Below are 25812 nucleotides of genomic sequence, written 5' to 3'. Positions count from 1 at the left end.
CGTGCCGCGCCGAATGATCATCGTCCCGATGTCTTTGCCGAAGACAGGGGTGCTTGAAAGCCATCAAATCATGTCCGCCATGGAGACACCAAAGACAGGTTCGAGCAGCACCGCCCTGCATGCATTGCGCGGCGTGTTGGTCTTGGGCGCGGATGGCAAAGCGATGGCCACCAATGGCATTGCACTGCAACCTGCGGTGGCCCGTTGCATCCTTGCCGCATGGCATGAAGCCCGCCGGCGCCAGCGCAAGGTCTTTCCCGCCGAGACGCCGGACGGCGCGCCGATCGTGGTGGTGGCCCTGCCGGCGGCAGACGCCACGGTGCTGGTCGCGATGGAGCGCGACAGCCGCGACGCGCTCTTCGAGTTCGTTGGTGCCGTCGATTTCGCGGCCGACATCCTGGCGCACTTCCTGACCAATCCGTTTGAGGCCTTGAGCGTCGTCGATCGGCAGGGCATCGTCCGCTACATGAGCCCGGTGCACGAACGCTTCTTCGGCCTGCCGCCGGGCGGCGGCACCGGCCGCCATGCCACCGAAGTGATCGAGAACTCGCGGCTGCACCATGTGGTCGCCTCCGGCAAGGCAGAGATCGGTTTGCTGCACGAAATGCGCGCCATCACCCGCGTGGTATCGCGCCACCCGATCCGCAACCGCCACGGGGATATCGTCGGCGCGATCGGGCAGATCATGTTCAAAGGGCCGGAGCAACTGCAGGCATTGTCTGCCGAACTATCGAAGCTCAAGTCCGAAGTCGCTTATTACCGGCGCGAGCTCAGCGACCTGCGCAACCGCAGCTACGGCCTCGATCAAATCCTGGGCAACAGCCCGGCGATGCAACGCCTCAAGCAGCAGATCGTCAAGCTCGCGCCGCTGGACGTTCCGGTGCTGCTGACCGGCGAAAGCGGCACCGGCAAGGAGCTTGCAGCCCATGCGATCCACAAGCTCAGCCCCCGGCGCGATGACACGTTGGTGATGGTCAACGCTGCCGCCCTGCCTGCCACGCTGGTTGAAAGCGAGCTTTTTGGCTACGAGGCCGGCTCCTTCACCGGGGCCGAGCGCAAGGGTCGCAAGGGCAAGATCGAGCAGGCCGATGGCGGCTCACTGTTCTTCGATGAGGTCGGAGACATGCCGGCGGATGTGCAGGTCAAGCTGTTGCGCGTGCTGCAAGATGGCAACTTTCAGCGCGTGGGCGGCAACGAACTGCGCCACTCCAACTTCCGCCTCATCAGCGCCAGCAACCGCGACTTCGAGGCCATGATCGCCAACGGTTCGTTCCGGCTGGACCTGTTTTACCGGATCGGCGGCGTGACCATCCGCATGCCCTCGCTGCGCGAGCGGATCGAGGACATTGCGCAATTGGCGGAACTGGCGCTCCGGCAGTTTGCCGAGCGGCACCGGCAACGCCCGAAAAAGCTCTCGGACGCGGCCTGCGAGTTCCTGCAAAACCAGCGCTGGCCGGGCAATGTGCGGCAGTTGATGCACACCGTCGAGCGCGCGGCCATCTTCTGCGAATCCGAGGTGGTCGTGCCAGCCGACTTCGGGATCATCGACGCCGATCCGGCCGAACTGCCGCCGATGCTGTCCGACGGCGCAGGCCATGCCGCCCTGGCGTTGACTGGCGCGGCGCCACGCGCGTCACTGCGCGTCAGCAACGCGGTGGAACAAGTGGAAGAGCAACTGATTCGGCAGGCCATGGCCCGGCTGCAAGGCAACAAGAAACGTGTCGCCGCCGAACTGGGTATCTCACGCTCCTACCTGTACAAGCGGCTGGCGCAAATCGGCCTGGGTGCCGCCACCGGATCAGCGCTCAGTTGAAGGGCTGGGCGGATGACGCGCCGGATGCATTGCCGTAGGCCAGCCGCCTGGCCCCTGGCTTTGCCAGCGATGCTGTCTGGCGCTGCATGAACGGGCGGGCGCATGCGGATGCCGGGCAGCAGCAAATGCGGCGACACCTGCCTGCGCACCTTGCTGATGCACGGCGCGCGCAGCGTGCTCGCCCACAGCAGGCAGCCGAGCCAGGGGGTGACGCATCTGCGCCAGCGGCGAGCGGCCAACGTGGCGCTCTCAAAAGATGCATTCCGTGCGAACAGACCCGCGCCGGAAACTTGGCGGACCGGTTCGCCGACATCTTTCTGCGCGGCATCCGCAGCCCCTGGCCGTTGGCCGCCACCCGGGGGCTGCGCCGTGGTGCCTCAGGCCCCGCCGGGCAAGGCCCGCGCCAGGCGCAACCACAGTTGCTGGTTGAAGTCGCGCGCCGGCGCTGCCTGGCCGGTGCGCACGACGATCAGTTGCCGGCTCGGCACGACGAAGAGCTTGCGGTCGTGCGCACCCAGGGCCGCCACGAGGTCGGCGGGCGCCGCTGCGATCAGCGGGCCCTCGCGCCGGGGCGCGCCGGCACCGGCAAGGAGCGCGTGGCTGCCGCCATTGAGCCACCACAACCGCCCATAGGCCGGGTTGGTGGCGCTGCGTTGCAGCAGCAGATCGAACTGCGCGCTGGAGATCACGCGGCGGCCATCGGGCGCCAGGCCACGGTCGAGCACCAACTGGCCCATCCTGGCGATGTCGCGCGGCGTGGTCACCAGCCCGGTGGGGTTGCCGGAGTCGGCCAGCACCGCAGGCCGCGCGCGCCAGTCCGTCTGCGCCATGCCCAGCGGCTCGGTGAGCCAGCGGCGCGTCAGCTCGTCCAGGGGCTGCCTGGCCGCCTGTTCCAGCACGCGCTGGGTCACTGCGTAGGCCGGCGTGTTGTAGAAGAACCGCGCGCCCGGTTCCGCTTCGGGGCGGAGGTCTTCCCGCAGGCCGGAGTTCATCTCCAGCAGGTGGCGCACGCGGATGCGCGCCTCGGCCGCAGGTGCCGCCCTGGACCAGCCCGCACCCAGGTAGGCCGACACCGGCCGTTCGACATCCAGCAGCCCGCGGTCGACCGCTGCGCCGGCCAGGATGGCGATGAAGCTCTTTTGCTGCGAGGCCACGTCTTCAAGCAGCGCACCGTCGGGAGCCTGGCCGTGCACGAATGCGGCGCGGAAAGCAGCCGCGTCCCCGGGCAGCGGCCAGTGCTGCTCGGCGACGACCTGCCGGTCGTGGATGATCAGCAGCCCCGTGGTCTTTTGGGACCGGGCGTAGGCCAGCACCTCCTGCAGCGCGGCAGCGTCCCAATCGGCGCGCAGTTGCAGCGCAGCGCCCGCAGTGCGGCCGGGCGGCGGTGCAAAGCAGGGGGACGAGGCGCAGCCGAGCATGGCTGCGGTCAGGCACAGCAGGGCCGCCCGTGCCATGGTGTTCCTGTCGAGTCCAGCGGTCATGGTCGATCCCCCCCCATGCCATTGCACGGCATGGCCGCTCACCGGGCCACCCGCCAGCCCAGGCCGGGCGTGACGGCGCGCTCCTCGCCCGCGCCAAGCACCAGCGGCTGCAGCAAGCCGGTGTCCACGGCCTGCTGCGTGAATTCACGCAGGCTGCGCACGCGCGCGGCCGGCACGCCGGCGTCGTTCAGGCGCTGTTCCAACTCGGCGGCCGGATGGCCGGCCAGTTGCTCGGCCAGCAGTTCGCGAAAGGCGGCGGGGTCCCGGGCCCGTGCGAACGCGGGGCCTTTGCCGGAGCCGGCGTCCAGCAGCGGGGCATAGCGTTGCGGGTCGACGCCCAGCACCTGCATCAGTGCCGCGATGTGCTGCGGCGTGTTGGCCCCGAGCGCCAGCCACCCGTCGCGGCAGGCGAACATGTCGGCCGCCGGGCTGCCAGAAAAGCCCTTGTTGCCCACCCGCGCGATCTCCTGCCCGGTGCTCAGCACATCGCAGGCGAACGGGTACATCAGTTGCAGGGCGCTCGCCCACATGCTCACGTCGAGAAAGCTGCCGTGGCCCGTCTGGTCGCGTTCGCGCAGTGCAGCCATCATGGCCAGCGCACCTACCAAGCCGGTGGCCGCGTCGATGACCGGAAAGCCGACCTTGATCGGCGGGTCGCATTCCTGGCCGGCCAGCATCGCCATGCCGGTCAGCCCCTGCACCACATGGTCGTAGGCGCCGCGCGCTGCCAGTGCCGGGTCACTGCGGCCGTAGCCAGAAATGGCGCAGTACACGATGCGCGGGTTGATGGCTTTGACCTGTTCGTAGCCCAGGCCATGGCGTTCGAGCACCCCGGGGCGGTAGTTGTCCACCATCAGGTCGGCCTGGCGCGCGAGGTCCAGCGCCTCGGCCCGGCCCGGCGGCGTGGCCAGGTCGATGGCGCGCGCCTGCTTGCCCGCGTTGAGCGCCGTGAACGCGTGGGCGCCGGATCCGCTGCGGCGCATCACATCGCCGCCCCCGGGGCGCTCGACCTTGATCACCTCGGCGCCCATCCGGGCCAACTGAAAGGTGGCGAACGGGCCGGCGATGACGTGGCTGAAGTCGAGCACACGCACCCCGCGCAGCGCCTGTGGCGGCGCCTGCCATGCAGCGGCGCTCATCGCTGCATGCCCGCCTGCGCAGCCTTGACGAGGCGTTCGAACTTCGCGGCCTCGGCCTGCATGAAGCCGGTGAACTCCTGCGGCGACGCGCTCAGGCCCACCACCGTGCCGGTGTCCTCGATCTCCTTGCGCAGGGCCGGGTCCTCGAACGCCCGGTGCAGGGCCTTGAACACGGTTTGCACGATCGCCACCGGCGTGCCGGCGGGAGCCCACAGCCCGAACCACGCGTCGAGCACCAGATCGCTGGCGCCGAGCAACTCCAGCAAGGTGGGCACTAGTGTCGCGTCACCGATCATCTGTCGGTCTGCGCTGGCCATCGAAGCGCATCGCGGCGTTGCATCGCTTGCCAATACGCTCGGTATTGGCTGCGCGATGCGCCTTGCGCTGCGCTCCGATGGCTGCGCGCAGCCTACGACATCTGATCCGTGACGCGACACCAGCGGGAAGGCCGCGAGACGCTTCGCACCGGTGACTGCCAGCGCGCGCACCTTGCCCGACTGCACATGCGCGGCCGCCGTCGATGCGATGGGGAAGGCAAAATGAACCGCGCCCGCGAGGATGGCCGGCACGATCTCGACAGAGCCTTTGTAGGGCACATGCACCACATCGACCTGGCTGTGCACTGCCAGCGCCGCACCGCACAGGTGGGCGGCGCTGCCGACGCCACCGGAGGCGTAGTTGAGCGTGCCGGGATTTTTGCGTGCTGCGGCGATCAGGTCTGCGACGCTGCGGTAAGGCGCATCGGCGGCCACCACCAGGATGGAAGGCGCCAGGCCTATGCGCGAGATGGGCGCGAAGTCCTTTTGGGGATCGAACTTCACGCTCGGCTGCATGGCCTTTTGCACCATGTGCGACGAAGCCCCCATCAGCAAGTTGTAACCATCGGGTGCCATGCGTGCCACGTTCTGCGCTGCCACGATGCCACCGGCGCCGACGATGTTCTCGACAAATACGACAGCGCCTGTGCCCAGCGCCGGCGCCAGGCGGACCGCCATGGCACGCGCCAGCAGGTCCGGCCCGCCACCTGCGGCAAACGGCACGATGAGCCGCACCGGGCGGCTCGGAAAATCGCCGGCCTGTGCCTGCGCCGCACGGGACAGGCCCGTGCCGGCGGCTGCCAGGGCCATCAGCTGGAGTTGGAAACGACGTCGATCAGGCATATGCAAATGTCCTCGGGGGATCGGATGGCTCGATGCGGGCTTGCAGGTGCACCGTGCTCAGAAAGTGTGCTCGATGCCGATGGCGACGCCTGCGACCGTGGATGTCGGCAACCGGGCCTGGCCGATGCCGATATGCGCGAAGGGGTCGAACAGGCCGATGTTGAGGTAGTGCGGCTGCAGGTCCCGGCCAGCCCGCAGTTCGCCCCAGGGTCCGAACAGGCTCACCGTGGAGCGGCGCCCGAAGGTGAGTCCCCCCACGCTGCCTTGACCACCCGGCGGGTTGTTGGTGTTCGTCGCGTCCCCTGCTCCGCTGTCGGGAAGAATGGCGCCTTCGATCCAGAAGCCCGCCTCGAGCCCGCCGCCGAGGTCTTCGACCCCACGGAACCCGAGCTTCGACGCAGCCCAGTTGTTGTTGGACAGGGTGGTGCCGCTGGCGACCGAGCCTTTGGAGTGGGTCAGAGCGGCGTCCAGCGCGCCGAACACGGTGACGGAACTTTGCGCTTGCGCCGCGCAGGCGCAGGCTAGTGTCGCGTCACCGATCATCTGTCGGTCTGCGCTGGCCATCGAAGCGCATCGCGGCGTTGCATCGCTTGCCAATACGCTCGGTATGGGCTGCGCGATGCGCCTTGCGCTGCGCTCCGATGGCTGCGCGCAGCCTACGACATCTGATCGGTGACGCGACACTGGCAACGCTGGCATGAACGCCAATGGCTGGTGCATGTGTATTGTCTCCAATCGTTGTCATCGAATGCCTTGGGGCCGGTGGGTGCGCCCTGCGGCACAGGCCCGTGGAAGGGGCGGGAGGGGCAGGAAGGGGGCAATGCCCTTGCCGAACCTGTGAATTCATTTTAGGAACGAGCACCGCTTCACTTCAATTGACAAATTCTTTCGAGGGTTACGCCCATGGTTAAGTCTTCCACTTCCGAACTGCGCCAGTTCCCTTCGCTGCTGCGTGGGCTGCGGCTGCCCCAACTGCAACTGGTGCGCATGGCCGGCGCAGGTGCCAACTTCCGCAAGATGGCCGAGGCGTTGCATGTGACCCAACCCGCGATCACCAAGATGGCGCGCGAGCTCGAGCGCACATTGGGCGCGCCGTTGTTCGAGCGGGAGGCGACAGGGGTACGGCTGAGCCGCTTCGGGCTGGCCGTTCTGTCGCAGGTGCAGCGTTCGTTGGCGCATCTGGAACAGTTGGTCGACGACCTTCCCAGCCACCGCGAAGGCTCGGGCGCGGCGTTGCGCATCGGGTCGCCGTCATTCACCGCAGCAGCACTGCTGGCGCGCCCCGTGGCCCAATGGCTGGGCTGCACGCCCGCAGGGCGGGTCATCATGAGCGACGGCGTCAGTGCGCAGTTGCTTTCCATGCTGCATGCGGGGGAGCTCGACGTTGTCATCGGCAGCCTGGACGATGGCTCCTGCAGCGACGACGAGTTGCAGCAACTGCGCTTCGAATCGCTGTATGAAGATGCCATTACTTTCGTGACTGGCGCCGACACCCCAGGGCTGGAGGGTCCGCTGGACTTGGCCGACCTGTGCCGGCTGCCCTGGGTGCTGCCCCCGCGCAACTCCCTGGTCTGGATGACGCTGCGGCGTGAACTGACACTGCACGGCCACGGCTTGCCACACGGTGTCGTGGAAGCCAGCTCGATCCCGGCAATCGGCACCATCTTGCACCATGCGGCGGGGACTGTCGGCGCGCTCCGTGCCGACGCTGGCCGCTATCTCATCCACCACCATGGGCTGAGAATGCTGGAAGTGGTGCCCAGCATGTCCTTGCCGCGCGTGGGCATCATGCGCCTGCGTTCGGCGCCGCCGGAGGCGTCATTGGACGCACTGCTGGCCATGGTGCGAACGGAGGTGCTGCGGATGTTCCGTTCGCACTGATTCGGTGGCGCACCGGGCGCAATCCGGGGCCGCCTTGCATTGGGGCACCGCTCAACCACTGGGTGCGCCGGTACTCCGAACAACCAAACCCGGACCCGTGGAACGAGCCCGCTATTCGCGCCAATGCTCTGCCACCCAGGCGGCAGGGCGGATATGGCGCCAACGGCGATTGCGCCGTCCGGCCAGCGCGTCCGGCGGATTGCATTCCCCGTGAAAAATCACGATGCGCGCCCCGGCGGGCAACACTGGCGGGCGCCAGTAGTTGGTCGGCCAGGGCGGTATGCCGTGGTATTTGAAACTCGGGCACCATGCGGCAGGCCAATACTGCAATTTGCCCTGCCGATGCAAAAAGTCGGACAGGTAGGCTTGCTCGTTGCGAAACTGTGCCCGCAATTGGGCGCAATGCCCGCGAAAATGCTCCAGCACATCCGCATGTGCGCCAAGCTCGAAGCGGTACACCGACGAATTGCCCGTGACGCGCCAAGGGCGCTTGTAGTCATGGATGATCAGGAACTCGCCCGGGTGGGTGAAAAACTCATCCAGCCCGGCGGTGATGACCACATCGACATCGAGGAACAAGGCCGTGCCTTGCAGCCCATGCAGGTCTGCGCTGAAGGTGAGCAGTTTGTTCCAGCCGCGCTCGGGAATGCCCGCAGGCAGCGCCAGCGGGGGTATGGGCAGGCACTGCACTTCGCTGCGGATGCCGGCGCCGTCGTCGGTCAGGCAGACAAAACCAAACTCGCCCCGCAGGTGCCGCCGCACCATCGCATAGAGCCGGTTGACATATTCGGGGCCGTATTTCGTGCCCCATTTCATGCACAGGATATGGCGCGCCCGGGCCGCGCTGGCCGGTTCTGCCAGGAGGCTCATCCGTTGGCCTGGCGCTTCTTGACCGATTTTTGCAGGGGCCGGGCGCGCTTGATCCGCCCGCCCGGCGTCAAGCGCTGATTGCCCAGCACGCGCAACTGTTTGATTTCGGGGCGCTGGCCGCCACGTTTGCTGTATTTGAGCACTCTGACATCGCGCGGGCCGGGGCCACGGTCTTCATCGACCACGCGCTCCTTGACCGGCAGCGGGCGCCACAGCACCAGCAGCTTGCCGATATGCTGGACCGGGGCCGCGTTCAGATCCGCCGTCAACTGCTGGTACATGCGCTCGCGGGCGGCGCGGTCGTCATTGAAAACCCGCACCTTGATCAGCCCGTGGGCGTTCAGTGCAGCGTCGATCTCCCTGAGCACGGCAGGCGTCAGGCCATCACTGCCGATCAGTACCACGGGGGCCAGGCGATGGGCATGGGCGCGCTGTTCCCGGCATTGCGCAGGCGTCAGTTCGATAGAGGGCATGGGCCGTATTATCGGGGCAGGAAGAAAAAGCGATGAAAGTCAAAACCCGCAGCAAGAAGGTCAACAAAGCCTGGCTCGATCAGCATGTCAATGACCCCTACGTCCAACGGGCCCGCAAAGAGGGCTACCGTGCCCGCGCCGCTTACAAGCTCAGGGAGATCGACGAGCAACTGGGACTGATCAGACCGGGCTACACCGTGGTCGACCTCGGCGCAACCCCGGGGGCCTGGAGCCAGTACCTGCGCCGGCGCATGGCGGCCGAGGGCGCCATCATCGCACTGGACATTCTCCCGATGGAACCCCTGGAAGGCGTGACCTGTCTGCATGGCGATTTTCGCGCACCCGATGTGCAACAGCGCCTGGAGCAGGCCCTGGCCGGGCGGGTGGTGGATGTGGTGGTGTCCGACATGGCGCCCAACCTGTCGGGCATCGCGTGCGCCGATGCGGCCCGCATGGCCGACCTGGTGGAGTTGGCCGTGGCTTTTTCTTGCCGGCATTTGAAACCGGACGGAGCGCTGCTGGTCAAGCTGTTCCACGGCAGCGGCTACAGTGATCTGGCCGCGCTGTTCAAGCAGACCTTCCTGCGGGTGGTGCCATTGAAACCCAAAGCCTCGCGCGACAAGTCGTCCGAGACCTTTTTGCTCGGCAGGGGTCTGAAAAAGGCCAGCCCGAACGGGCTTGACTCCCGATCGGGCACGGCCGCCGAGCCTGCGCCATTGGTGCCGATCGGCACCAATTCCATGCCCGCCAACGGAGATTGAGCCCGGCAGCGCCGCTTGAAAGCCTTAAAATACGCCCCATGTACATGCGCTGTGGGCCATGGCGGCCAGGTGTCCGTTTCTCTGTCCCCCGCAACTGGAGTTCCGCTTGAATAATCAGTGGTTTTCAAAAATTGCCGTCTGGCTGGTCATTGCCTTGGTGCTGTTCACGGTGTTCAAACAGTTCGATGCCCGTGGCGCAGCCGGCGCGGGGGCTATCGGCTATTCCGAATTTCTTGAAGAAGTCCGCAATGACCGCATCAGGAGCGCCACCATCCCCGAGGGTTTGAGCGGCGGTGAAATCGTTGCCACGACCACCGATGGCAGCAAGATTCGCACCAATGCATCGGTGCTCGACCGGGGCCTGGTGGGCGACCTGCTCAACCACAACGTCAAATTCGACGTCAAACCCCGCGAAGAAGGCTCCCTGCTGCTGACGCTGCTGATCAACTGGGCCCCCATACTGGCGGTGGTCGGCATCTGGGTGTACTTCATGCGCCAGATGCAAGGGGGCGGCAAGGGCGGCGCATTCAGCTTCGGCAAGAGCAAGGCGCGCATGCTCGACGAAAACAACAACCAGGTCACGTTCGCTGACGTGGCCGGCTGCGACGAGGCCAAGGAAGAGGTCAAGGAAGTCGTCGACTTCCTCAAGGACCCGCAGAAATTCCAGAAGCTCGGCGGCCGCATCCCGCGCGGTTTGCTGCTGGTAGGCCCTCCGGGCACCGGCAAGACCTTGCTGGCCAAGTCGATTGCGGGCGAGGCCAAGGTGCCGTTTTTCAGCATCTCGGGTTCCGACTTCGTTGAGATGTTTGTCGGTGTCGGCGCAGCCCGCGTGCGCGACATGTTCGACAACGCCAAGAAGAACGCGCCGTGCATCATCTTCATCGACGAAATCGATGCCGTCGGTCGCCAGCGCGGCGCCGGCCTCGGGGGTGGCAATGACGAGCGCGAGCAGACGCTGAACCAGATGCTGGTCGAGATGGATGGTTTCGAAACCAACCTCGGCGTGATCGTGGTGGCGGCCACCAACCGTCCTGACATTCTGGATGCGGCCTTGTTGCGCCCCGGCCGCTTCGACCGCCAGGTGTATGTAACGCTGCCCGACATCCGTGGCCGCGAGCAGATCCTGAACGTGCACATGCGCAAGATCCCGATGGGCCAGGACGTGGCCCCCGGCATCATCGCCCGTGGCACGCCCGGCATGAGCGGCGCAGACTTGGCAAACCTGTGCAACGAAGCCGCGCTGATGGCGGCCCGCCGCAACGCGCGCACCGTCGAGATGCAGGACTTCGAGCGGGCCAAGGACAAGATCCTGATGGGCCCCGAGCGCAAAAGCATGGTCATGCCCGAGGAAGAGCGGCGCAACACCGCGTACCACGAATCCGGCCACGCCCTGATCGGCAAGCTGCTGCCCAAGTGCGACCCGGTGCACAAGGTCACCATCATTCCCCGTGGCCGGGCGCTGGGCGTGACCATGAGCCTGCCGGCGCATGACCGCTATAGCTACGACCGCGAATACATGCTCAACCAGATCAGCATGTTGTTTGGCGGCCGCATCGCCGAAGAAGTGTTCATGCACCAGATGACCACCGGCGCCAGCAACGACTTCGAGCGCGCGACCCATATTGCGCGCGACATGGTCACCCGTTATGGCATGACCGAGGCCCTGGGCCCCATGGTCTATGCTGAAAACGAAGGCGAAATCTTTCTCGGCCGCTCGGTGACCAAGACCACCAACATGAGCGAGCAGACCATGGAAAAGGTCGACGGCGAAGTGCGCCGCATCATCGATGAGCAATACCACCAGGCACGCCGCCTGATCGAAGACAACAGCGACAAAATCCACGCCATGGTCAAGGCCCTGCTCGAATGGGAAACCATAGACGCCGAACAACTCGACGACATCATGGCCGGCAAGGAGCCCCGTCCGCCCAAGGACTGGACGCCGCGCACACCGCCCCCGGGCGGCGATAGTTCCAGCGGGGGCACGCCAGAGGTGACAACGAACACCGCGCCAACGGCCGCATGAGGCGAGCGGCGACCGCAGCCCGGACTGCAAACGGGCTTCGCGCCGCCGCCCGGACGGGGCCTCGTGCCCTGTCCCTTGCCACAATCTCTCCGATCGCAGCGCCGTGGAGCACGGCCTCTCACTGATGGCTTCATGATCTGGCAGACCGCGCGCTTTTCCATTGACCTGACCCGCCCCCGGGTCATGGGCATCGTCAACGTCACGCCGGACTCGTTTTCCGACGGTGGGCGCCATGGCAGCACGGCCACCGCCCTGCAGCATTGCGAGCAACTGCTCAAGGATGGCGCCGACATCCTGGACATCGGCGGCGAGTCGACGCGCCCCGGCAGCACGGCAGTGCCGCTGGAGCAGGAACTGGCCCGCGTGCTGCCCGTGGTGCGCGCTGCGGTTTCTTTGGGCGCTCCGGTTTCCGTCGACACCTGCAAGCCCGAGGTGATGCAGGCGGTGCTCGATGTGGGCGCCGACATCGTCAACGACATCCGGGCGCTGCGCCAGCCCGGGGCTGCGGCCGTCGTCGCGGCGCATCCGCGCTGCGGCGTTTGCCTGATGCATATGCACCGCGACCCGCAGACCATGCAGTTGGCACCGATGCACGGCGATGTGCTGTCTCAGGTGCGCTCATTTTTAGAGATGGCGGCGCATGATCTGCTGGCGCTAGGGGTCGCAAACCATCGCATCGTTGTGGACCCGGGCATTGGTTTTGGCAAAACGCCAGAGCAGAACTTCGCCTTGCTGGCAAAGCAGCCGGCGCTGCTGGCAATGGGCTACCCGCTGCTGGTGGGCTGGTCACGCAAGTCATCCTTGGGGGCTGCGACCGGTTTGGCGCTCGAACAGCGCCTGGTGCCCAGCGTGACGGCGGCCGTGCTGGCGGTCGAGCGCGGCGCATCGGTGGTGCGCGTGCATGATGTGCGCGAAACGGTGGCAGCGCTGGCGGTGTGGGCGGCGCTGCAACAGGCCGGCTGACTTCGACCGCTGCGACCACGCGCTCGACACCCAAGGAAACGCAACCCCCATGACGCGCCAACACTTCGGCACCGATGGCATTCGCGGCACCGTCGGGCAGCCGCCGATCACGCCCGATTTCGTCTTGCGCCTGGCCCACGCCGTGGGCCGCGTGCTGCGCCAGACGCAAGAGCGCCCTGTCGTGTTGATCGGCAAGGACACCCGGATTTCCGGCTACATGCTCGAAAGCGCGCTGGAGTCGGGCTTCAACTCCGCCGGGGTCGACGTGGTGTTGCTAGGCCCTCTGCCCACGCCCGGCGTGGCCTACCTGACCTGCGCCCAGCGCGCCAGCCTGGGGGTGGTCATCAGCGCGAGCCACAACCCGTATCCCGACAACGGCATCAAATTCTTCAGCGCCCAGGGCAGCAAGCTGTCCGACGCCTGGGAGCAGGCCGTGGAAACGGCACTGGGCGAGCCGCCGGCATGGACCAACTCCGCCAACCTGGGCAAGGCGCGGCGGCTCAATGATGCGGCCGAGCGCTATATCGAATTTTGCAAAAACACCTTTGCGCAGGATCTGTCCCTCAAGGGGCTGAAAATCGTGCTCGACGCAGCCCATGGCGCGGCCTACCAGGTGGGCCCCAAGGTCTTGCGTGAACTGGAGGCCGAGGTGATCGCCATCGGTTGCTCGCCCGATGGCCTGAACATCAACCATGAGGTAGGCGCTACGCACCCCGACACCCTGGTGCGCGCGGTCCATGCCCACCATGCGGACTACGGCATTGCGCTCGATGGCGACGCAGACCGTGTGCTGATCGTTGACGCCACCGGGCGCCTGTACAACGGCGACGAACTGCTGTACCTGATGGTCGCGGACCGCATGGGCCGCGACGAGCATGTGCCCGGCGTGGTCGGCACCCTGATGACGAACCGGGCGGTCGAACTGGCCTTGCAGGCCCGGGGCGTGGAATTCGTGCGCGCCAAGGTCGGCGACCGCTACATCCTGGAAGAACTGACGCGCCGCGACTGGGCGCTCGGGGGCGAAGGGTCCGGGCACCTGCTGGCACTGGACCGGCACACCACGGGCGATGGCATCGGCAGCGCCCTGCAGGTGCTGCAAGCCTGTGTGCGCAGCCGCAGCACGCTGGCGCAGTTGCTGGCCGCAGTGACGCTGTACCCCCAGGTGCTGCTCAATGTCCGCTTGCCCCCGGACCAGGACTGGACGACGAACCGGCTGCTGGCCGACGCCATCCAGGCGGTCGAGCAGCAACTGGGCGCATCGGGCCGCGTGCTCATCCGCGCCAGCGGCACCGAGCCTCTGCTGCGCGTCATGGTCGAGGCCCGCGACGCGCAACTGGCCGACAGTTGCGCCCAACGGCTGGCAAATGCCGCCCGCGCCGGATGGCAAGGGCATACTTCCTTGAAAAATGCACCCCCCATGGGCGCCAACTGATTCCATTTCCCCATCGTTCGTGGACGCGACGCCGGCAAAGCGCACGGATGATTCAGGAATGGAATGACGCATCGGATAGACCACGGATTCAAGGCCATGAAATCGATCAACCTCATCGAACTGTCGAAACTCTCCCCGCAGCAGAGAAAATCCCTGATGCTGCGCACGGAAAGCGACCTGTCCACCTATGCCAATGCGGTATTGCCCATCATCGAAGATGTCAGAAACCGAGGCGATGCGGCCCTGGTGCATTACGCAGCGCAATTCGAGGGCGCAGCGATCGGGTTGGACTCCATCCGGGTATCCCCTGCCGAGTTCGACGCCGCGTTCGCCATGCTCGACCCCAAGGTCGTGGCCGCCATCGAATACGGCATCGAGAACATCCGCTCGTTTCATACGGCCCAAAAGCCGGTTCAGTACTGGATGAAAGAACTGCGTCCCGGTGCATTTGCCGGCGAACGGATCACCCCCATCGATACGGTCGCCCTGTATGTGCCGCGCGGCAAAGGCTCATTTCCCAGCACCGTGATGATGCTGTGTGTTCCGGCCGTGGTGGCCCAAGTCCCGACGGCCTACATCCTGACCCCCGCCGGACCCGATGGCCGGGTCGACGCCGCCACCCTGGTTGCCGCCCGGCTCGCCGGTATCGAAACCATCTTCAAAGTCGGCGGCTCGCAAGCGGTTGCGGCTGCGGCTTTTGGCACCTCGACCATCCCCAAGGCAGACAAGATACTGGGCCCGGGCAGCCCATGGGTCATGGCGGCCAAGCGGGCGCTGGTCGACCACCTGGACCCGGGCATCCCCGCAGGGCCGAGTGAATCGATCGTGTTTGCCGACGCCTCTGCCGACGCCCGTCTGGCGGCACTCGATGTGTTGATCGAAGCCGAGCATGGCCCGGATTCATCCGCATTTCTGGTGACCACCAGCAGGGCCATTGCATCCGCAGCCATCGATTGGATAGCGCATTTCTGGAACGAAATGAGCGCCCGGCGCGTCGAGTTCTCGGCAACGGTATTGACCGGCCCGCGCGGCGGCGTCTTGTTGGCCGATTCAGTGCCCAGCGCGATGGACTTCATCAACGACTACGCGCCGGAACACCTCGAAATCCTCGGCGCAGAACCATTCGGGTATCTCCACCAGATCCGCAACGCCGGCGAGATACTGTTGGGCCATGCCACACCCATGTCGATCGCCAACTTCGTACTGGGGCCGAACGCGGTTCTGCCGACATCATTCGGGGCCAAAACCGTGTCCGCCTTGTCGGTGCATGATTTCATCAAACGCACATCGATAGGCTACGTCACCACCAAGGCATTTCCCCCCATGGCAGCCATGGGGCGCGAATTGGCCATTTACGAGGGATTCGACGCGCATGCACTGGCGCTTGCGCCGCAGCGGTTCGATCCCCCCGTGGCCCGGACGCAACCAATGGCTGCCGAATGACCGCCGAGCGACCGCCGAGCGACCGCTACGGCGCAGACGGCAGCGCAGGCCCCGGTTTCGGCACCGTCATATTGCGCCCGCCATCTCTAGTGTCGCGTCACCGATCATCTGTCGGTCTGCGCTGCGCTCCGATGGCTGCGCGCAGCCTACGACATCTGATCCGTGACGCGACACTAGGCTCGTCTTCGGGCACCGGGCGCCGGACCGATCGTCTTTGGCGCAACGTGCAGCGTTGAAGACAGGCCCGATCCCGGTCGATCCGTTCAAGTGCCCAGACCGGCCGGCCCGATGCTCAGGCGCTGCGGCCCTGGCCCGCATCGGGCGCTGCGTCTTGCCTTGCCAAGGCAAAGCGGCCAATGCCCAGGCCGTCGATCGCAACGCTGCTGCGGCCTGTCGCAATGATCTCGGCCATGACCGCGCCAGCGCCGGGGCCGAGCTGGAAGCCATGGGCGGAGAAGCCGAACTGGTGATAGACGCCCTCATGCCTGGCGCTGGGTCCGAAGACCGGCAGATCGTCGGGCATGCGAGCCTCGATGCCGGCCCAGGCGCGCAGGATGCTTGCCGTGCGCATGACCGGGAACAGATCCTGAACCGTCCGGGCACTGGTGGCGAGCTGCTGCCAGTCGAGGAGGGTGCGATTTTCATCGCGCAGGGGCCAGCCGCGGTGGCCGCCGCCGATCAGCACCGTGCCATTGGCCCATTGCTTGAGCGAGAGCTTGCGCCGCCGCGTGATCACCACCGGCGCGATAAAGGCCGGCAGCGGCTCCGTGATCATCAGCATCGGCGCGATCACCGTGAGCGGCACTGGTTCGCCCAGGCCGGCGGCGATCCGGTCGGCCCAGGCACCGGCGGCATTGACCAGGCGCGGCGCGGTGAACTTGCCGGCATCGGTCTGAACGCACCAGAGCGCACCGTCGCGCAGCACCTTTGCTGCATGCACGCCCTCGCGGATGCTGGCACCGAGCGCCTGCGCCTTGCGCTTGAAGGCCTGCGTCGTGCGCAGCGGGTTGGCAGCGCCATCGCGCCGCGAAACCACACCGCCGGGGCAGGCGCCGGAAATCGCGGGTATCAGCCGGCGCAATTCCCGGGCGTCGATCAGTTCCTCATGGTCAAAGCCGCGCAATCTCAACATGTCGACGCGCGCGCGGCAGTCCGCCAGATCGGCTTCGGTCTCGGCGACCAGGACCTGGCCGTCCGAACTGAAGCCGCAATCATCGTCGACGAGTTCGCCGATCCGGTGCCAGAGCGCCATGGCCGCGTTCGAGAGCGCAATCTCCGCGACATCGCGGGCGAGCTGGCGCACGCCGCCGGCATTGACGCCCGAGGCATGGCGGCCGGCATGGTCTTTCTCCAGCACGATCACCGACAGCCCGCGCATCGCGCAGTGCAATGCGCTCGAGCAGCCATGGATGCCCGCGCCGATGACGATGACGTCGGCATGGCGGCGCTGCGCGTTCACGGCACCACGGCCTCGATGGCCGCCTCGGTCTGTGGCAGGGCCGCGAGTTCGGCGAGCGTGACCGGCTTGACCGGCGGGCGTAGCCGGTAGTAGCCGACCTGCGCCGGCGTCATGCCATGGGTCTGCGCAATCAGTTCGACCACGGTCGGCCCGCACAGCCGCCCTTGGCATGGCCCCATGCCGCAGCGCAGAAAGGCTTTCATCCGGTTCGGGCCGGTGACGCCCAGACGCTTGGCGCTGTCGCGGATCTGGCCGGCCGTGACCTCCTCGCAGCGGCAGACGATGGTGTCATCCTGCGGCGGGGCGAGGAATTGCGCAGCCGGTTGGTACAGCAGATCGAGAAAGCGCCGGCCGCGCAGCGCGCGCGCCAGTTGCGCGCGCAGCGGTGTGGCCGCGCGCTCGCGCGCAGCCAGGTCGATGCGGCCCAGCCGCTCGGCCACGGCCAGCGCTGCGATTTCACCGCGCAAGGCCGCGCTCTCGGCCCCGGCGATGCCGGCGCCATCGCCGGCGATGGCGATGCCGGGCACGGACGAGGTGAACCAGTCGTCCAGACGCGGCACCCAGCAATGCCCGGCGGCGCTGAAATCATGCGCGCAACCGGCGGCGTTGGAGAGGTTGACGCCGGGGATCAGGCCCTGGTGCAGCAGCAGCGTATCGCAGTCGATGCGCGCGGTCCGGCCGTCGCGCACGAAGGTGACGGCGGCGAGCCTGTCCTGCCCCGCGCCAGACAGGCCGGTGACGCCGCCGACAAAGCGCAGACGGCGGTTCAGATGCAGCCCCGCCAGCAGTTTCAACCCGGCGAGCGCATACGGCGAGCGCAGGAAATCGGGCAGCGCAGCCGCAGCCCTGGACCAATAGCGGCGCGGCGTGGTGTCCAGCAGCGCAACGATCTCGGCCCCCGCCGCCGCCAACTGGCGGGCGAGCAGATACAGCAACGGGCCGCAGCCGGCGACCACGGTGCGCCCTGCCGGCACGATGGCGGCGCTCTTGAGCGCGATCTGCGCCGCGCCGGCGCTCATCACGCCGGGCAAGGTCCAGCCGGGGATCGGAAATGGCCGCTCCTGTGCGCCGGTGGCCAAAATGAGCTGGCGCGCATCGATCAGGCGGGCGCAGCCGCCCTGCGACAGGCCGACCTCGAACGCCTGGCCATGGTGCCGTGTTGCGTGCGGCGTCACCGACCAGAGCGTGCAGCGCGCGGCATAGCTGGCTGGCGCACGTTCGAAGCGCGCGACGATATCGGCGCCACGCCAATAGTCCTGGCCGAGCACGGCGCGGTCGCTGATGGGAGTGCTCGTGATGGCCCGGTAGATCTGCCCGCCCGGAGCCGGGTTCTCGTCGACCAGCAGCACATCGAGCCCATGCTGCGCCGCCGTGGTGGCGGCGGACAAACCGGCCGGGCCGGCGCCAACGACGACCAGGTCGTAGCTTTGGGCGAGTTGGCCGGGCGCAGTCAAGGCTTTCATCCGTGCACCTGTCCGGTCTGGCGCCGGCCATGCTGGGTCGCTATGCGCATGCCCGCGCGCAGCGGCTCTAGGCAGCCCTGCCGGTTGCCGATGCCGTCGATGACGACCAGGCATTCAAAGCAGATGCCCATCATGCAATAAGGTGCGCGCGGCGCGCCCGAGACCGGCGTCGCGCGACAGGCCGTGACGCCGTTGGCCAGCAGCGCGGCCGCGACGGTGTCGCCCGCGCGCCCGGTCAGTGGCCGACCGTCGAAAGTGAAGGCCAGCCTGGCGCCGCTGGCTGCGGCCGGGCCTTTTCCGGTATCAAACATGGGGCGGAACATCGAACCTCCGTGCGGAAAAGCGCGCCACCGACTCGGGCAGTTGGCCGGCGAAGATGGCCGGGGCGAGCGTCAGTACATGGTTGGCGGCCAGCGTCACGCCGGAATGGCAGGTGACGACGAAGGCGCCGGGATGGCTGTGCGACTGCTGATAGATCGGAAAGCCGTCCGGGCTCATCACGCGCAGCGCCGACCAACTGCGCACGACATGCAAAGCGGCCAGACGCGCAAAGGTGCGCACCGCGCGCTCGGCCATGACCGCGATCACGGACTGGCCGACGCCGGTATCGAAGCCACAATCCTCCTGGCTGTCGCCGATCATGATGCCGCCCTCGTCGGTCTGGCGCAGGCTCGCCATCGGGTGGTGCAGGAAGGCGGCGGTTTTTTCGGTGACGATGATCTGGCCCTTGCGCGGCTGGAGCGGCGCCGCCAGACCGACCATGGGCGCAAGCCGCGCATTGCCCAGACCGGCAGCGAGCACCACCCGGCCGGCGTCGATCTCGCCCCAGTGCCCGGGACGGTGAAAGCCGGAGTGAAAACCGATGCGAAAGCCCCCGTCACGGGGCCTGATCGACCCGACCACATGGCTGGCACGGTAGTCGATGCCACGGCGCGCACCGGCCGCGCGCAGCGCGCGCCAGAGCCGGAGCGAATTCACATGACCGTCCAGCGGGCTGTAGATGGCACCGACCACATGTTTGCTGATATCGGGCAATCGCCGCCGGGTCTCGGCATGGTCGAGAACCTCGTAGCGGAAGTCGGCAAGGCCCGGTTGGCGGTACAGCCGCTGTATCGCGGTGGCGCGCTTTTCCAGTTCCGCCTCCGACAGGCAAGGCGTGAAGCCGCCGGGCTGGCTATGGGCGACATCGATACCGGCCTCGTCCTGCAACAGGGCCGCCAGGCCATGCCAGTCCTGCGCCGAACGGCGTGACCACAGGGCGTACTCGGGCATGCCCAGGCCCTTGGACTGCACCCAGATCAGCGCAAAATTGCCGCCCGAGGCGCACAAGGCGCCATCGCCCCCGTCCAGCACGGTGACCACCGCACCGCAGCGGGCCAGGCCCAAGGCCAGCGCGGCGCCAACCACCCCGCCGCCGATGACGGCGATGTCCGCCTCCTTGCGCTGTGCCGTGCTCGTCATGGAGGTCACTTTGCGGCGCCCGCGAACAGCCGATCGAGCCCATAGAGTCTGTCGAAAACGAACAGCAGCGCGGCCGTCAGCGCGATCAGGCAGGCGGAAATGGCGGCGATCAGCGGATCGATATTGTCCTGAAGGTAGAGAAACATCCTGACCGGCAGCGTGCTGGTCGCCGGCGAGGCAATGAACACCGTCATCGTGACCTCGTCGAAGGAGTTGATCGCAGCCAGCAGCCAGCCCGAGACGATGCCGGGCAGGATCAGCGGCAGCGTCACCCGCCGGAACACCGTCAGCGCGCCAGCGCCGAGCGAGATCGCCGCCTGCTCGATCCGGCGGTCCATACCGTAGGAGGCGGCGAGCACGAGCCGCAGGGCAAAGGGAAAAATGATCAGACAATGGCTGAGCACCAGCCCGGTGAAGCTGCCCGACAGGCCGATCTGCGTGAAAAACCGCAGGAAGGCGATGCCGAGCACGACATGCGGCACCATCAGCGGCGACATGAACAAGGCCGTGATCGCCTCGCGGCCAACGAAGCGGTAGCGGGCAATGGCCAGCGCCGCCGGCACGGCCAGCGCGATCACGATGCCCGAGGACAGCGCCGCGAGCCAGAGCGAGGTGTAGAAGGCGCGCAGGAATTCGGGGTAAGCGAAGATCGCCTTGAACCAGCGCAGGCTCAGGCCCTGCGTCGGCAGTGAAAGATAGCCCTGCGGCGTGAAGGCGACGATGCAGACGATCACCAGCGGCGCCAGCATGAACACCACGAACAGCGTGTGGAAAACCAGCGCCAGGGGGCCGTTGCTTCTCATTCGCGCACCTATTCGAACACCGGCGCGAAGCGGCGCTCGATCAGTCGGTTCGAGCCGACGATGATGGCCACCAGCGCAACGAGCAAAAACATCGCCACCGCCGCGCCGAGCGGCCAGTTCAGCGTGTTCAGGAACTCGTCATAGGCCAACGTCGCGGCCACCTTGAGCCGCCGCCCGCCGATGATCGCCGGCGAAGCAAAGGCGCTGGCGGCCAGCGCGAAGACGATGATCGCACCGGAGAGAATGCCCGGCACGATCTGCGGCAGGATCACCCGCCGCCAGATCGTCAACCCGCCGGCGCCCAGCGACATCGCCGCGTTCTCGATCTGCGGGTCGAGCCGTTGCAGCGAGGCCCAGACGGCCAGGATCATGAACGGTATCAGCACATGGGTGAGCGCGATGATGACGCCCGTCTCGGTGAACATGAATTCCAGCGGCGCGCGAATCAGTCCGAGCGCGATCAAGCCCTGGTTGACGACCCCGGTCGAACCCAGCAGCAGCGCCCAGCCCAGCGTGCGCGCCACCACCGACACCAGCAGCGGCCCGATGACGACGAACAGGAAGACGCTGCGCCAGCCGGGCGACATCCGCCGCAGGATGTAAGCCTGCGGCACACCGATCAGCATCGTCGCCAACGTCACCAGCAACGCGATCCGGAAACTGCGCAGGAAGATCTCGAAAAAATAGGAATCGGTCGCGATCTCGATCCAATTCTTCAGTGTGAACTCGGCCACGATGCCCTTGTATTGCCCCCAGTCGTAGAACGAGAGCAAGGCCGTCATGCCCAATGGAATGATGACCAGACCGAGGAAGACCAGCAGCCCCGGTGCGACCAGCCAGTAGGGCGCGCGGCGTTCTTTGGTCATGCCGGTCATGGCGCAGCCCCGTTCTCGAGCACGGCGGCATCGGCCGGCGCAAACGACAGCATCACGGTTTGGCCATCGGCCGGGATGCTGCTGCCGTCATTGCTGCGCAGCAGCCACAGCGCCCCGGCCTCGCTATCGGCGCTCAGCAGCCAATGCGCGCCCTGGAACACCCGGCCGGTGATGCGCGCCGGGAAACCACGGGCGCCCGGCGCGTCGATCGACAGCCGCTCCGGCCGGACGGCGAGCGCCACCGCGCCAGCGCCCGCACCAGCGACGGGAATGGACAATGGGCCGATGACGACATGGCCGCAACCGTCGCCCCGGCCCTGCAGGATATTGGTTTTGCCGAGGAAATGGGCGACGAAGGCACTGCTCGGACGCGCATAGATCGCGTCCGGCGTACCGATCTGCTCGACCCGGCCCTGATTCATCAGCACGATGCGGTCGGACAGCGCCATCGCCTCATGCTGGTCATGGGTCACGAGGATCGTGGTGGTGCCGACCGAGCGCTGTATCCGGCGCAGTTCGCCCTGCATCTCCTCGCGCAGCTTGGCATCGAGATTGGACAAAGGCTCGTCGAGCAGGAGCAGCGTCGGTTCGATGACCAGCGCACGCGCCAGCGCGACACGCTGCTGCTGGCCGCCCGACATCCGGCGCGGATAGCGTTCGACAAAGCCATCGAGGTCCACCAGCGCCATCGCCTCCAAGGTGCGCCGGTCGCGCTCGGACTTGGCAACGCCGCGCATTTCCAGCCCGAAAGCGATGTTCTGCGCCACCGTCATATGCGGAAACAGCGCGTAGCTCTGAAAGACGATGCCCAGACCGCGCTTGCTGGGCGCGACCGTGGCAAGGTCACTGCCGTCGAGCAAAATGCGCCCGCGATCGACCGGGGTGAAGCCGGCGATCATCTGCAAGGTGGTGGTCTTGCCGCAGCCGGAAGGGCCCAGCAGCGAAACGAATTCCCCGCGCTCGACCGCCAGATCGAGCCCCGCGATGACGGTCACGTCACCATAGGATTTGCCCAAACCATCGAGGACGAGGTGCGACATGGACGCCATCGGCAACAGGGTGGAGGGTGGAGGGTGGAGGGTGGGCAGGGAGGACAGGGTTGCATCCGGGCGGCACGCTCAGCGCTCGATCTCGCGGTTCCAGCGCCGCGTCCATTCCTCACGCCTGGCGTTGGCCGTGTCCCAGTCGAGCGCTTTGAGCGCCCTGGCCTGCCCGCCATAAGGCAGGCCCCGGTGCTGCTGCGGCGTCAGTACCACCCGGGTGTTGGCAGGACCGGCGCCGTGACGCAGCGCCAGCGTCATCTGCACCGCAGGCGAGAGCATGTATTGCAAAAAGGCATTCGCCTCGACCGCGTTCTTCGACCCCTCGACCGGGCAGCCGACAATGCCCAGAACGAAGCCGCCCTCCCGGGGATAGACGAACTCCGCCGGGAAGCCGGTGTCGGCAAAGGCCTTGACCCGCCCCGAGCCCCAGACACCGAGCACCGCCTGGCCGCTCTGGAACAACTCGACCATCTTCGCTGCCGAGGACTCATACACCAGCACGTTGGGATTGGTCTGCTCCTTGATCATCTTGAAGCCGGGCTCCACATTCGCCTCGCTGCCGCCACCGAGCTGCGCCATCGCGACCAGCGTATGCAGACCGTAGGTGTTGTTGATCGACGGGATCACCAGCTTCTTGCGAAACTTGGGGTCGTTCAGATCGGCCCAGGACGTCGGGGCCGGCCATCGGTTCTCCGCGAAGACCTTTTTGTTATAGAACAGGCCCGTCGCCACCATGCCCAAACCGATGGCCTGGTTCGATTTGAACTTCATCACCGGCGCGACATCGGCATAAATCGGCGCCGGGCGCAGCGTGCCGCAGAACCCGAGCGAGACCGCTTGATAGGCTGGACCATCATCGACGATGATGGCGTCGATCTGCTGATTGCCTTTTTGCGCCTGCAACTTGGCCAGCGTGTCGGTCGAGTTGCCGGCGACATACTCGATCCTGAGCCTGGCCTGCTTTTCAAAATCGGGAATGACCTCCTTGCGCATCATCTGCTCGAAGGAGCCGCCATAGCCGGCAACATACAGCGTTTTCTGCTGGGCGAAAGCCGAACCGGCGCCAGCCAGGATGGCTGTCGCCGAAAGCACGCCAAACCACATGGACTTCATCAGGCACTCTCCCGTTTTGCATCGGTCGGCCGAGCATCAGCGATAACCGTGATCCGGGTCAAATCAAATGCTTGGCGCGGTCCATGTCCAAATGTGATGTATTGCCAGTGAGAGCACCGCATGCTGAATCCGCGCCAGATCGAGGCCTTCCGCACCGTCATCATCATGGGCGGGGTCACTGCCGCAGCCCAGGCGCTGAGCATCTCCCAGCCTGCGGTGACGCGACTGATCCATGACCTGCAATACGCACTCGGGCTCAAGCTCTTCGTCAAGCGCGGCACGAGGCTGGTGCCGACGAACGAGGCGCTATCGCTTTTTCGCGAGGTCGAGCGCCAATTCGTTGGCCTGGAGCGCATACAGGCCGCAGCCCTGAGCCTGCGCGAGCGGCGCATGGGTACGCTGCGCATCGCGGCCTTGCCGGCGTTCAATGTCGGCTTCCTGCCTCGGCTCGTGAGCCGCTACCTTCAGCACAAGCCCGGCCTGAATGTCACGGTCTACGGCAGTAGCTCATCACAGGTAGCGGACTGGGTGGTCTCGGGCTTTTGCGAACTTGGCTTCGTCCAACTGCCGCTGGATTTTCCGAGCCTCGATGTCGAGCCCCTGCCGCAGGCCACGGCGGTCGCGGTGCTGCCCCAAGACCACCGGCTTGCAGCCCGATCGGTTCTTGGGCCGCGTGATTTCGCCGGCGAGTCTTTCGTCTCGCTGGAGCAGATGACGCAACTGCGCTATCAGATCGACGCGCTCTTCGCGTCCGAACGCATCACGCGCGAAGTGCGCATCGAAACACCGCTATCGATGATCGCCTGCGCACTGGTCGCCGCCGGAGCCGGCGTCAGCATCGTCGATCCGTTCACAGCGGCCGAATACTGCGGGCGCGGCGTCGTGGTCCGGCCCTTTCACCCCGCCATCTTGTTCGACATCGCCGTGATCTGGGCCGCAGGCCGGTGCAGATCCGCACTGGCACAGGACTTCGCCCACCAGGTGCGCGCGGCGGTCATCGGGCAGGGCCGATGACAAGCGGTGGGCGGTGCCTGGAAAAATCCGGCCGGAACGCGATGGGCCATGCGCTCGACAGGGTGCGCCGCCGCCCCGGGAGTCTCTGCGCTCCGGCAGCCGGGCCGCCGTCGATCGGGCGCTGTCCCGGCTGTCCCGGCAAGGCAAGCTGCTGCGTGTTGCACGCGGCCCCCTGCGGCACGCCAGTGCCGCGCCGGCGCGGCCCGGTGCGGCCCGGCGCAGCCCGGGGCGGGGCGCGTGAAAGCATGACCGGTGCCGGCCGCGCCGCCATGCGGTATGGTCCGGGGTCATGCCATCCCAGTCGCTTTCCGACGCGCCACCGTCCCCGCTGCGGCGCCACGCCCACCTGTGCTGGACCCTGGCGGCCCTGGCCGGCGTGCTGGCCTGGGATGCGGGCGGGCAAGACCTGGCGCTGGCCCGGGTCTTTGGCTCTGCGGGCGGCTTTGCGTTGCGTGAGCAGTGGTTTTTGACACAGGTGCTGCACGAGGGCGCCCGGCGCCTGGGATATTTGCTGTTGCTGCTGCTGACCCTGGGCCTGTGGTGGCCCAAGGGATTTTTGCGGCGCATGGCCGCCCGCGACCGGTGGCAGATGGTCGTGAGCTGCTTGCTGGCGCTGGCGCTGGTCAGCGCGGCCAAGAGCCTGAGCGCCACCAGTTGCCCCTGGGATCTGGCGCAGTTCGGCGGTGTCGCGCGCCATGTCTCGCATTGGGCGCTGGGGGTGCGCGACGGCGGCGGCGGGCGCTGCTTTCCGGCCGGCCATGCCGCTGCGGGCTTTGCCTTTCTCGGCGGCTATTTCGCGCTGCGCCACCAGTTGCCCGGCGTCGCCCGCTGGTGGCTGGCCGGCGCCTTGCTGGCCGGCCTGGTGCTCGGTGGCGCGCAACAGTTGCGCGGCGCGCATTTCATGAGCCATACGCTGTGGACCGGCTGGCTGTGCTGGAGCACCGGCTGGCTGTGCGATGTGGCGGCTGGCGCACTGCGCCGGCGATCGGCCGCCAGCGCCGGTGCCACGACCCCGGACGGCCAGGACCGTCACGCCGCCGGGTCCGCTGACTGCGCCACCCCGGTTGGCCGCAGCCATGCGGACAGTGCCACGGGCGAAACAGGCGCAACAGGCGCAACGACGGGCGCTGCGGGGTGAT

General features: G+C 66.9%; 25 protein-coding genes. 11 read left to right on the top strand and 14 right to left on the bottom strand.

The features are described 5' to 3' along the window. The first annotated feature begins 79 nt into the window (after positions 1–79). Positions 80–1813: a sigma-54 interaction domain-containing protein gene (locus tag VEIS_RS01090; RefSeq protein ID WP_232287814.1), complete on the top strand. Its 1734-nt coding sequence runs from the start codon at positions 80–82 to the stop codon at positions 1811–1813. Between the two features lie 377 nt (positions 1814–2190). On the opposite strand, the gene VEIS_RS01085 is transcribed toward VEIS_RS01090, so the two are convergent. Genes VEIS_RS01085 through VEIS_RS29490 form a run of 4 tightly spaced genes read right to left on the bottom strand, consistent with a single transcriptional unit; the run spans position 2191 to position 6136 of the window. Next, entirely contained in the window at positions 2191–3294 is a 1104-nt protein-coding gene (locus VEIS_RS01085; RefSeq protein ID WP_011808030.1) for a serine hydrolase domain-containing protein, read from the bottom strand. Positions 3295–3332: 38 nt separating this feature from the next. Then, positions 3333–4433, bottom strand: a complete 1101-nt coding sequence (locus VEIS_RS01080; protein WP_011808029.1) for a CaiB/BaiF CoA transferase family protein — start codon at positions 4431–4433, stop codon at positions 3333–3335. After that, positions 4430–5593 (bottom strand): Bug family tripartite tricarboxylate transporter substrate binding protein, encoded by a 1164-nt coding sequence (locus tag VEIS_RS30120; protein WP_011808028.1) that lies wholly within the window; start codon positions 5591–5593, stop codon positions 4430–4432. Before VEIS_RS30120 ends, VEIS_RS01080 begins: the two co-directional genes overlap by 4 nt. 57 nt (positions 5594–5650) lie before the next feature. Beyond that, positions 5651–6136 carry a porin gene (locus VEIS_RS29490; protein ID WP_049773776.1) on the bottom strand — a complete coding sequence of 162 codons (486 nt, stop codon included), beginning with the start codon at positions 6134–6136 and terminating at the stop codon, positions 5651–5653. On the opposite strand from VEIS_RS29490, the gene VEIS_RS29485 reads away from it, so the two are divergent. Both VEIS_RS29485 and VEIS_RS01065 read left to right on the top strand, forming a co-directional pair. After that, positions 6118–6294 carry a hypothetical protein gene (locus tag VEIS_RS29485; protein WP_198137941.1) on the top strand — a complete coding sequence of 59 codons (177 nt, stop codon included), beginning with the start codon at positions 6118–6120 and terminating at the stop codon, positions 6292–6294. The two genes, VEIS_RS29490 and VEIS_RS29485, sit on opposite strands and share 19 nt — an antisense overlap. Before the next feature lie 202 nt (positions 6295–6496). Continuing rightward, positions 6497–7474 carry a LysR substrate-binding domain-containing protein gene (locus VEIS_RS01065; protein WP_011808026.1) on the top strand — a complete coding sequence of 326 codons (978 nt, stop codon included), beginning with the start codon at positions 6497–6499 and terminating at the stop codon, positions 7472–7474. A 111-nt stretch (positions 7475–7585) separates the two neighbouring features. Here the strand turns inward: VEIS_RS01065 and VEIS_RS01060 are convergent, their stop codons facing one another. Then, on the bottom strand, positions 7586–8344 hold the full coding sequence (locus tag VEIS_RS01060; RefSeq protein WP_011808025.1) for a hypothetical protein: 759 nt from the start codon (positions 8342–8344) through the stop codon (positions 7586–7588). Then, positions 8341–8817, bottom strand: coding sequence for a YhbY family RNA-binding protein (locus VEIS_RS01055; RefSeq protein ID WP_011808024.1), 477 nt, complete (start codon positions 8815–8817; stop codon positions 8341–8343). Before VEIS_RS01055 ends, VEIS_RS01060 begins: the two co-directional genes overlap by 4 nt. A 32-nt stretch (positions 8818–8849) precedes the next feature. On the opposite strand from VEIS_RS01055, the gene VEIS_RS01050 reads away from it, so the two are divergent. The 6 genes from VEIS_RS01050 (at position 8850) to VEIS_RS28000 (ending at position 15678) form a co-directional block, all read left to right on the top strand. Continuing rightward, entirely contained in the window at positions 8850–9578 is a 729-nt protein-coding gene (locus VEIS_RS01050; RefSeq protein ID WP_011808023.1) for an RlmE family RNA methyltransferase, read from the top strand. 106 nt (positions 9579–9684) lie between these two features. Continuing rightward, positions 9685–11604 (top strand): ATP-dependent zinc metalloprotease FtsH, encoded by a 1920-nt coding sequence (gene ftsH, locus VEIS_RS01045; protein WP_041949708.1) that lies wholly within the window; start codon positions 9685–9687, stop codon positions 11602–11604. Positions 11605–11736: 132 nt separating this feature from the next. Further along, positions 11737–12567 (top strand): dihydropteroate synthase, encoded by an 831-nt coding sequence (gene folP, locus VEIS_RS01040; RefSeq protein WP_041949707.1) that lies wholly within the window; start codon positions 11737–11739, stop codon positions 12565–12567. Between the two features lie 49 nt (positions 12568–12616). Next, on the top strand, positions 12617–13999 hold the full coding sequence (glmM, locus tag VEIS_RS01035) for a phosphoglucosamine mutase (RefSeq protein WP_011808020.1): 1383 nt from the start codon (positions 12617–12619) through the stop codon (positions 13997–13999). A 96-nt stretch (positions 14000–14095) separates the two neighbouring features. Next, the gene (hisD, locus tag VEIS_RS01030; RefSeq protein ID WP_011808019.1) at positions 14096–15442 is read left to right on the top strand and encodes a histidinol dehydrogenase; all 1347 of its coding nucleotides are present in this window, start codon (positions 14096–14098) and stop codon (positions 15440–15442) included. Then, positions 15439–15678 carry a hypothetical protein gene (locus tag VEIS_RS28000; protein WP_157048345.1) on the top strand — a complete coding sequence of 80 codons (240 nt, stop codon included), beginning with the start codon at positions 15439–15441 and terminating at the stop codon, positions 15676–15678. The genes hisD and VEIS_RS28000 overlap by 4 nt, the downstream gene beginning before the upstream one ends. Positions 15679–15734: 56 nt before the next feature. On the opposite strand, the gene VEIS_RS01025 is transcribed toward VEIS_RS28000, so the two are convergent. The 8 genes from VEIS_RS01025 to VEIS_RS00990 all read right to left on the bottom strand — a co-directional run bounded on the left by VEIS_RS01025 (position 15735) and on the right by VEIS_RS00990 (position 23659). After that, positions 15735–16901 (bottom strand): NAD(P)/FAD-dependent oxidoreductase, encoded by a 1167-nt coding sequence (locus VEIS_RS01025; RefSeq protein ID WP_011808018.1) that lies wholly within the window; start codon positions 16899–16901, stop codon positions 15735–15737. Further along, positions 16898–18364, bottom strand: coding sequence for an NAD(P)/FAD-dependent oxidoreductase (locus VEIS_RS01020; RefSeq protein WP_011808017.1), 1467 nt, complete (start codon positions 18362–18364; stop codon positions 16898–16900). Before VEIS_RS01020 ends, VEIS_RS01025 begins: the two co-directional genes overlap by 4 nt. Beyond that, a complete protein-coding gene (locus VEIS_RS01015) occupies positions 18361–18687 on the bottom strand; it encodes a (2Fe-2S)-binding protein (protein WP_011808016.1) in 327 nt (108 codons plus the stop codon). Before VEIS_RS01015 ends, VEIS_RS01020 begins: the two co-directional genes overlap by 4 nt. Continuing rightward, positions 18668–19825 (bottom strand): NAD(P)/FAD-dependent oxidoreductase, encoded by a 1158-nt coding sequence (locus tag VEIS_RS01010; protein ID WP_011808015.1) that lies wholly within the window; start codon positions 19823–19825, stop codon positions 18668–18670. The genes VEIS_RS01015 and VEIS_RS01010 overlap by 20 nt, the downstream gene beginning before the upstream one ends. Positions 19826–19830: 5 nt before the next feature. Then, positions 19831–20628 carry an ABC transporter permease gene (locus tag VEIS_RS01005; protein ID WP_011808014.1) on the bottom strand — a complete coding sequence of 266 codons (798 nt, stop codon included), beginning with the start codon at positions 20626–20628 and terminating at the stop codon, positions 19831–19833. A gap of 8 nt (positions 20629–20636) precedes the next feature. Further along, positions 20637–21503 (bottom strand): ABC transporter permease, encoded by an 867-nt coding sequence (locus VEIS_RS01000; protein ID WP_011808013.1) that lies wholly within the window; start codon positions 21501–21503, stop codon positions 20637–20639. Then, entirely contained in the window at positions 21500–22543 is a 1044-nt protein-coding gene (locus tag VEIS_RS00995; protein WP_041949706.1) for an ABC transporter ATP-binding protein, read from the bottom strand. The genes VEIS_RS01000 and VEIS_RS00995 overlap by 4 nt, the downstream gene beginning before the upstream one ends. A 78-nt stretch (positions 22544–22621) precedes the next feature. Then, positions 22622–23659 (bottom strand): ABC transporter substrate-binding protein, encoded by a 1038-nt coding sequence (locus VEIS_RS00990; RefSeq protein WP_011808011.1) that lies wholly within the window; start codon positions 23657–23659, stop codon positions 22622–22624. Positions 23660–23779: 120 nt separating this feature from the next. Between VEIS_RS00990 and VEIS_RS00985 the strand changes: the two genes are divergently transcribed. Continuing rightward, positions 23780–24673: a LysR family transcriptional regulator gene (locus VEIS_RS00985; RefSeq protein ID WP_011808010.1), complete on the top strand. Its 894-nt coding sequence runs from the start codon at positions 23780–23782 to the stop codon at positions 24671–24673. 289 nt (positions 24674–24962) lie between these two features. After that, the gene (locus tag VEIS_RS00980) at positions 24963–25811 is read left to right on the top strand and encodes a phosphatase PAP2 family protein (RefSeq protein WP_011808008.1); all 849 of its coding nucleotides are present in this window, start codon (positions 24963–24965) and stop codon (positions 25809–25811) included. The last annotated feature ends 1 nt before the right edge of the window (position 25812 follow it).

This window comes from Verminephrobacter eiseniae EF01-2, from assembly GCF_000015565.1.
Taxonomy (GTDB): Bacteria; Pseudomonadota; Gammaproteobacteria; order Burkholderiales; family Burkholderiaceae_C; genus Acidovorax; species Acidovorax eiseniae.
The sequence above is the reverse complement of the archived record's forward strand: the minus strand, read 5'-3'. Positions and strand labels throughout refer to the sequence as shown.

Excerpts from the sequence above, each read along its gene's own strand:
- VEIS_RS01055 (WP_011808024.1), bottom strand. The coding sequence starts at position 8,817 with ATGCCCTCTATCGAACTGACGCCTGCGCAATGCCGGGAACAGCGCGCC.
- VEIS_RS01085 (WP_011808030.1), bottom strand. The coding sequence starts at position 3,294 with ATGACCGCTGGACTCGACAGGAACACCATGGCACGGGCGGCCCTGCTG.
- VEIS_RS01090 (WP_232287814.1), top strand. The coding sequence starts at position 80 with ATGGAGACACCAAAGACAGGTTCGAGCAGCACCGCCCTGCATGCATTG.
- VEIS_RS28000 (WP_157048345.1), top strand. The coding sequence starts at position 15,439 with ATGACCGCCGAGCGACCGCCGAGCGACCGCTACGGCGCAGACGGCAGC.
- VEIS_RS01015 (WP_011808016.1), bottom strand. The coding sequence starts at position 18,687 with ATGTTCCGCCCCATGTTTGATACCGGAAAAGGCCCGGCCGCAGCCAGC.
- VEIS_RS30120 (WP_011808028.1), bottom strand. The coding sequence starts at position 5,593 with ATGCCTGATCGACGTCGTTTCCAACTCCAGCTGATGGCCCTGGCAGCC.
- VEIS_RS00990 (WP_011808011.1), bottom strand. The coding sequence starts at position 23,659 with ATGAAGTCCATGTGGTTTGGCGTGCTTTCGGCGACAGCCATCCTGGCT.
- glmM (WP_011808020.1), top strand. The coding sequence starts at position 12,617 with ATGACGCGCCAACACTTCGGCACCGATGGCATTCGCGGCACCGTCGGG.
- VEIS_RS00985 (WP_011808010.1), top strand. The coding sequence starts at position 23,780 with ATGCTGAATCCGCGCCAGATCGAGGCCTTCCGCACCGTCATCATCATG.
- folP (WP_041949707.1), top strand. The coding sequence starts at position 11,737 with ATGATCTGGCAGACCGCGCGCTTTTCCATTGACCTGACCCGCCCCCGG.
- VEIS_RS01000 (WP_011808013.1), bottom strand. The coding sequence starts at position 21,503 with ATGACCGGCATGACCAAAGAACGCCGCGCGCCCTACTGGCTGGTCGCA.
- VEIS_RS01080 (WP_011808029.1), bottom strand. The coding sequence starts at position 4,433 with ATGAGCGCCGCTGCATGGCAGGCGCCGCCACAGGCGCTGCGCGGGGTG.
- VEIS_RS01065 (WP_011808026.1), top strand. The coding sequence starts at position 6,497 with ATGGTTAAGTCTTCCACTTCCGAACTGCGCCAGTTCCCTTCGCTGCTG.
- VEIS_RS01060 (WP_011808025.1), bottom strand. The coding sequence starts at position 8,344 with ATGAGCCTCCTGGCAGAACCGGCCAGCGCGGCCCGGGCGCGCCATATC.
- hisD (WP_011808019.1), top strand. The coding sequence starts at position 14,096 with ATGAAATCGATCAACCTCATCGAACTGTCGAAACTCTCCCCGCAGCAG.
- VEIS_RS01005 (WP_011808014.1), bottom strand. The coding sequence starts at position 20,628 with ATGAGAAGCAACGGCCCCCTGGCGCTGGTTTTCCACACGCTGTTCGTG.
- VEIS_RS29490 (WP_049773776.1), bottom strand. The coding sequence starts at position 6,136 with ATGATCGGTGACGCGACACTAGCCTGCGCCTGCGCGGCGCAAGCGCAA.
- VEIS_RS00995 (WP_041949706.1), bottom strand. The coding sequence starts at position 22,543 with ATGTCGCACCTCGTCCTCGATGGTTTGGGCAAATCCTATGGTGACGTG.
- VEIS_RS01050 (WP_011808023.1), top strand. The coding sequence starts at position 8,850 with ATGAAAGTCAAAACCCGCAGCAAGAAGGTCAACAAAGCCTGGCTCGAT.
- VEIS_RS00980 (WP_011808008.1), top strand. The coding sequence starts at position 24,963 with ATGCCATCCCAGTCGCTTTCCGACGCGCCACCGTCCCCGCTGCGGCGC.
- VEIS_RS01020 (WP_011808017.1), bottom strand. The coding sequence starts at position 18,364 with ATGAAAGCCTTGACTGCGCCCGGCCAACTCGCCCAAAGCTACGACCTG.
- VEIS_RS01010 (WP_011808015.1), bottom strand. The coding sequence starts at position 19,825 with ATGACGAGCACGGCACAGCGCAAGGAGGCGGACATCGCCGTCATCGGC.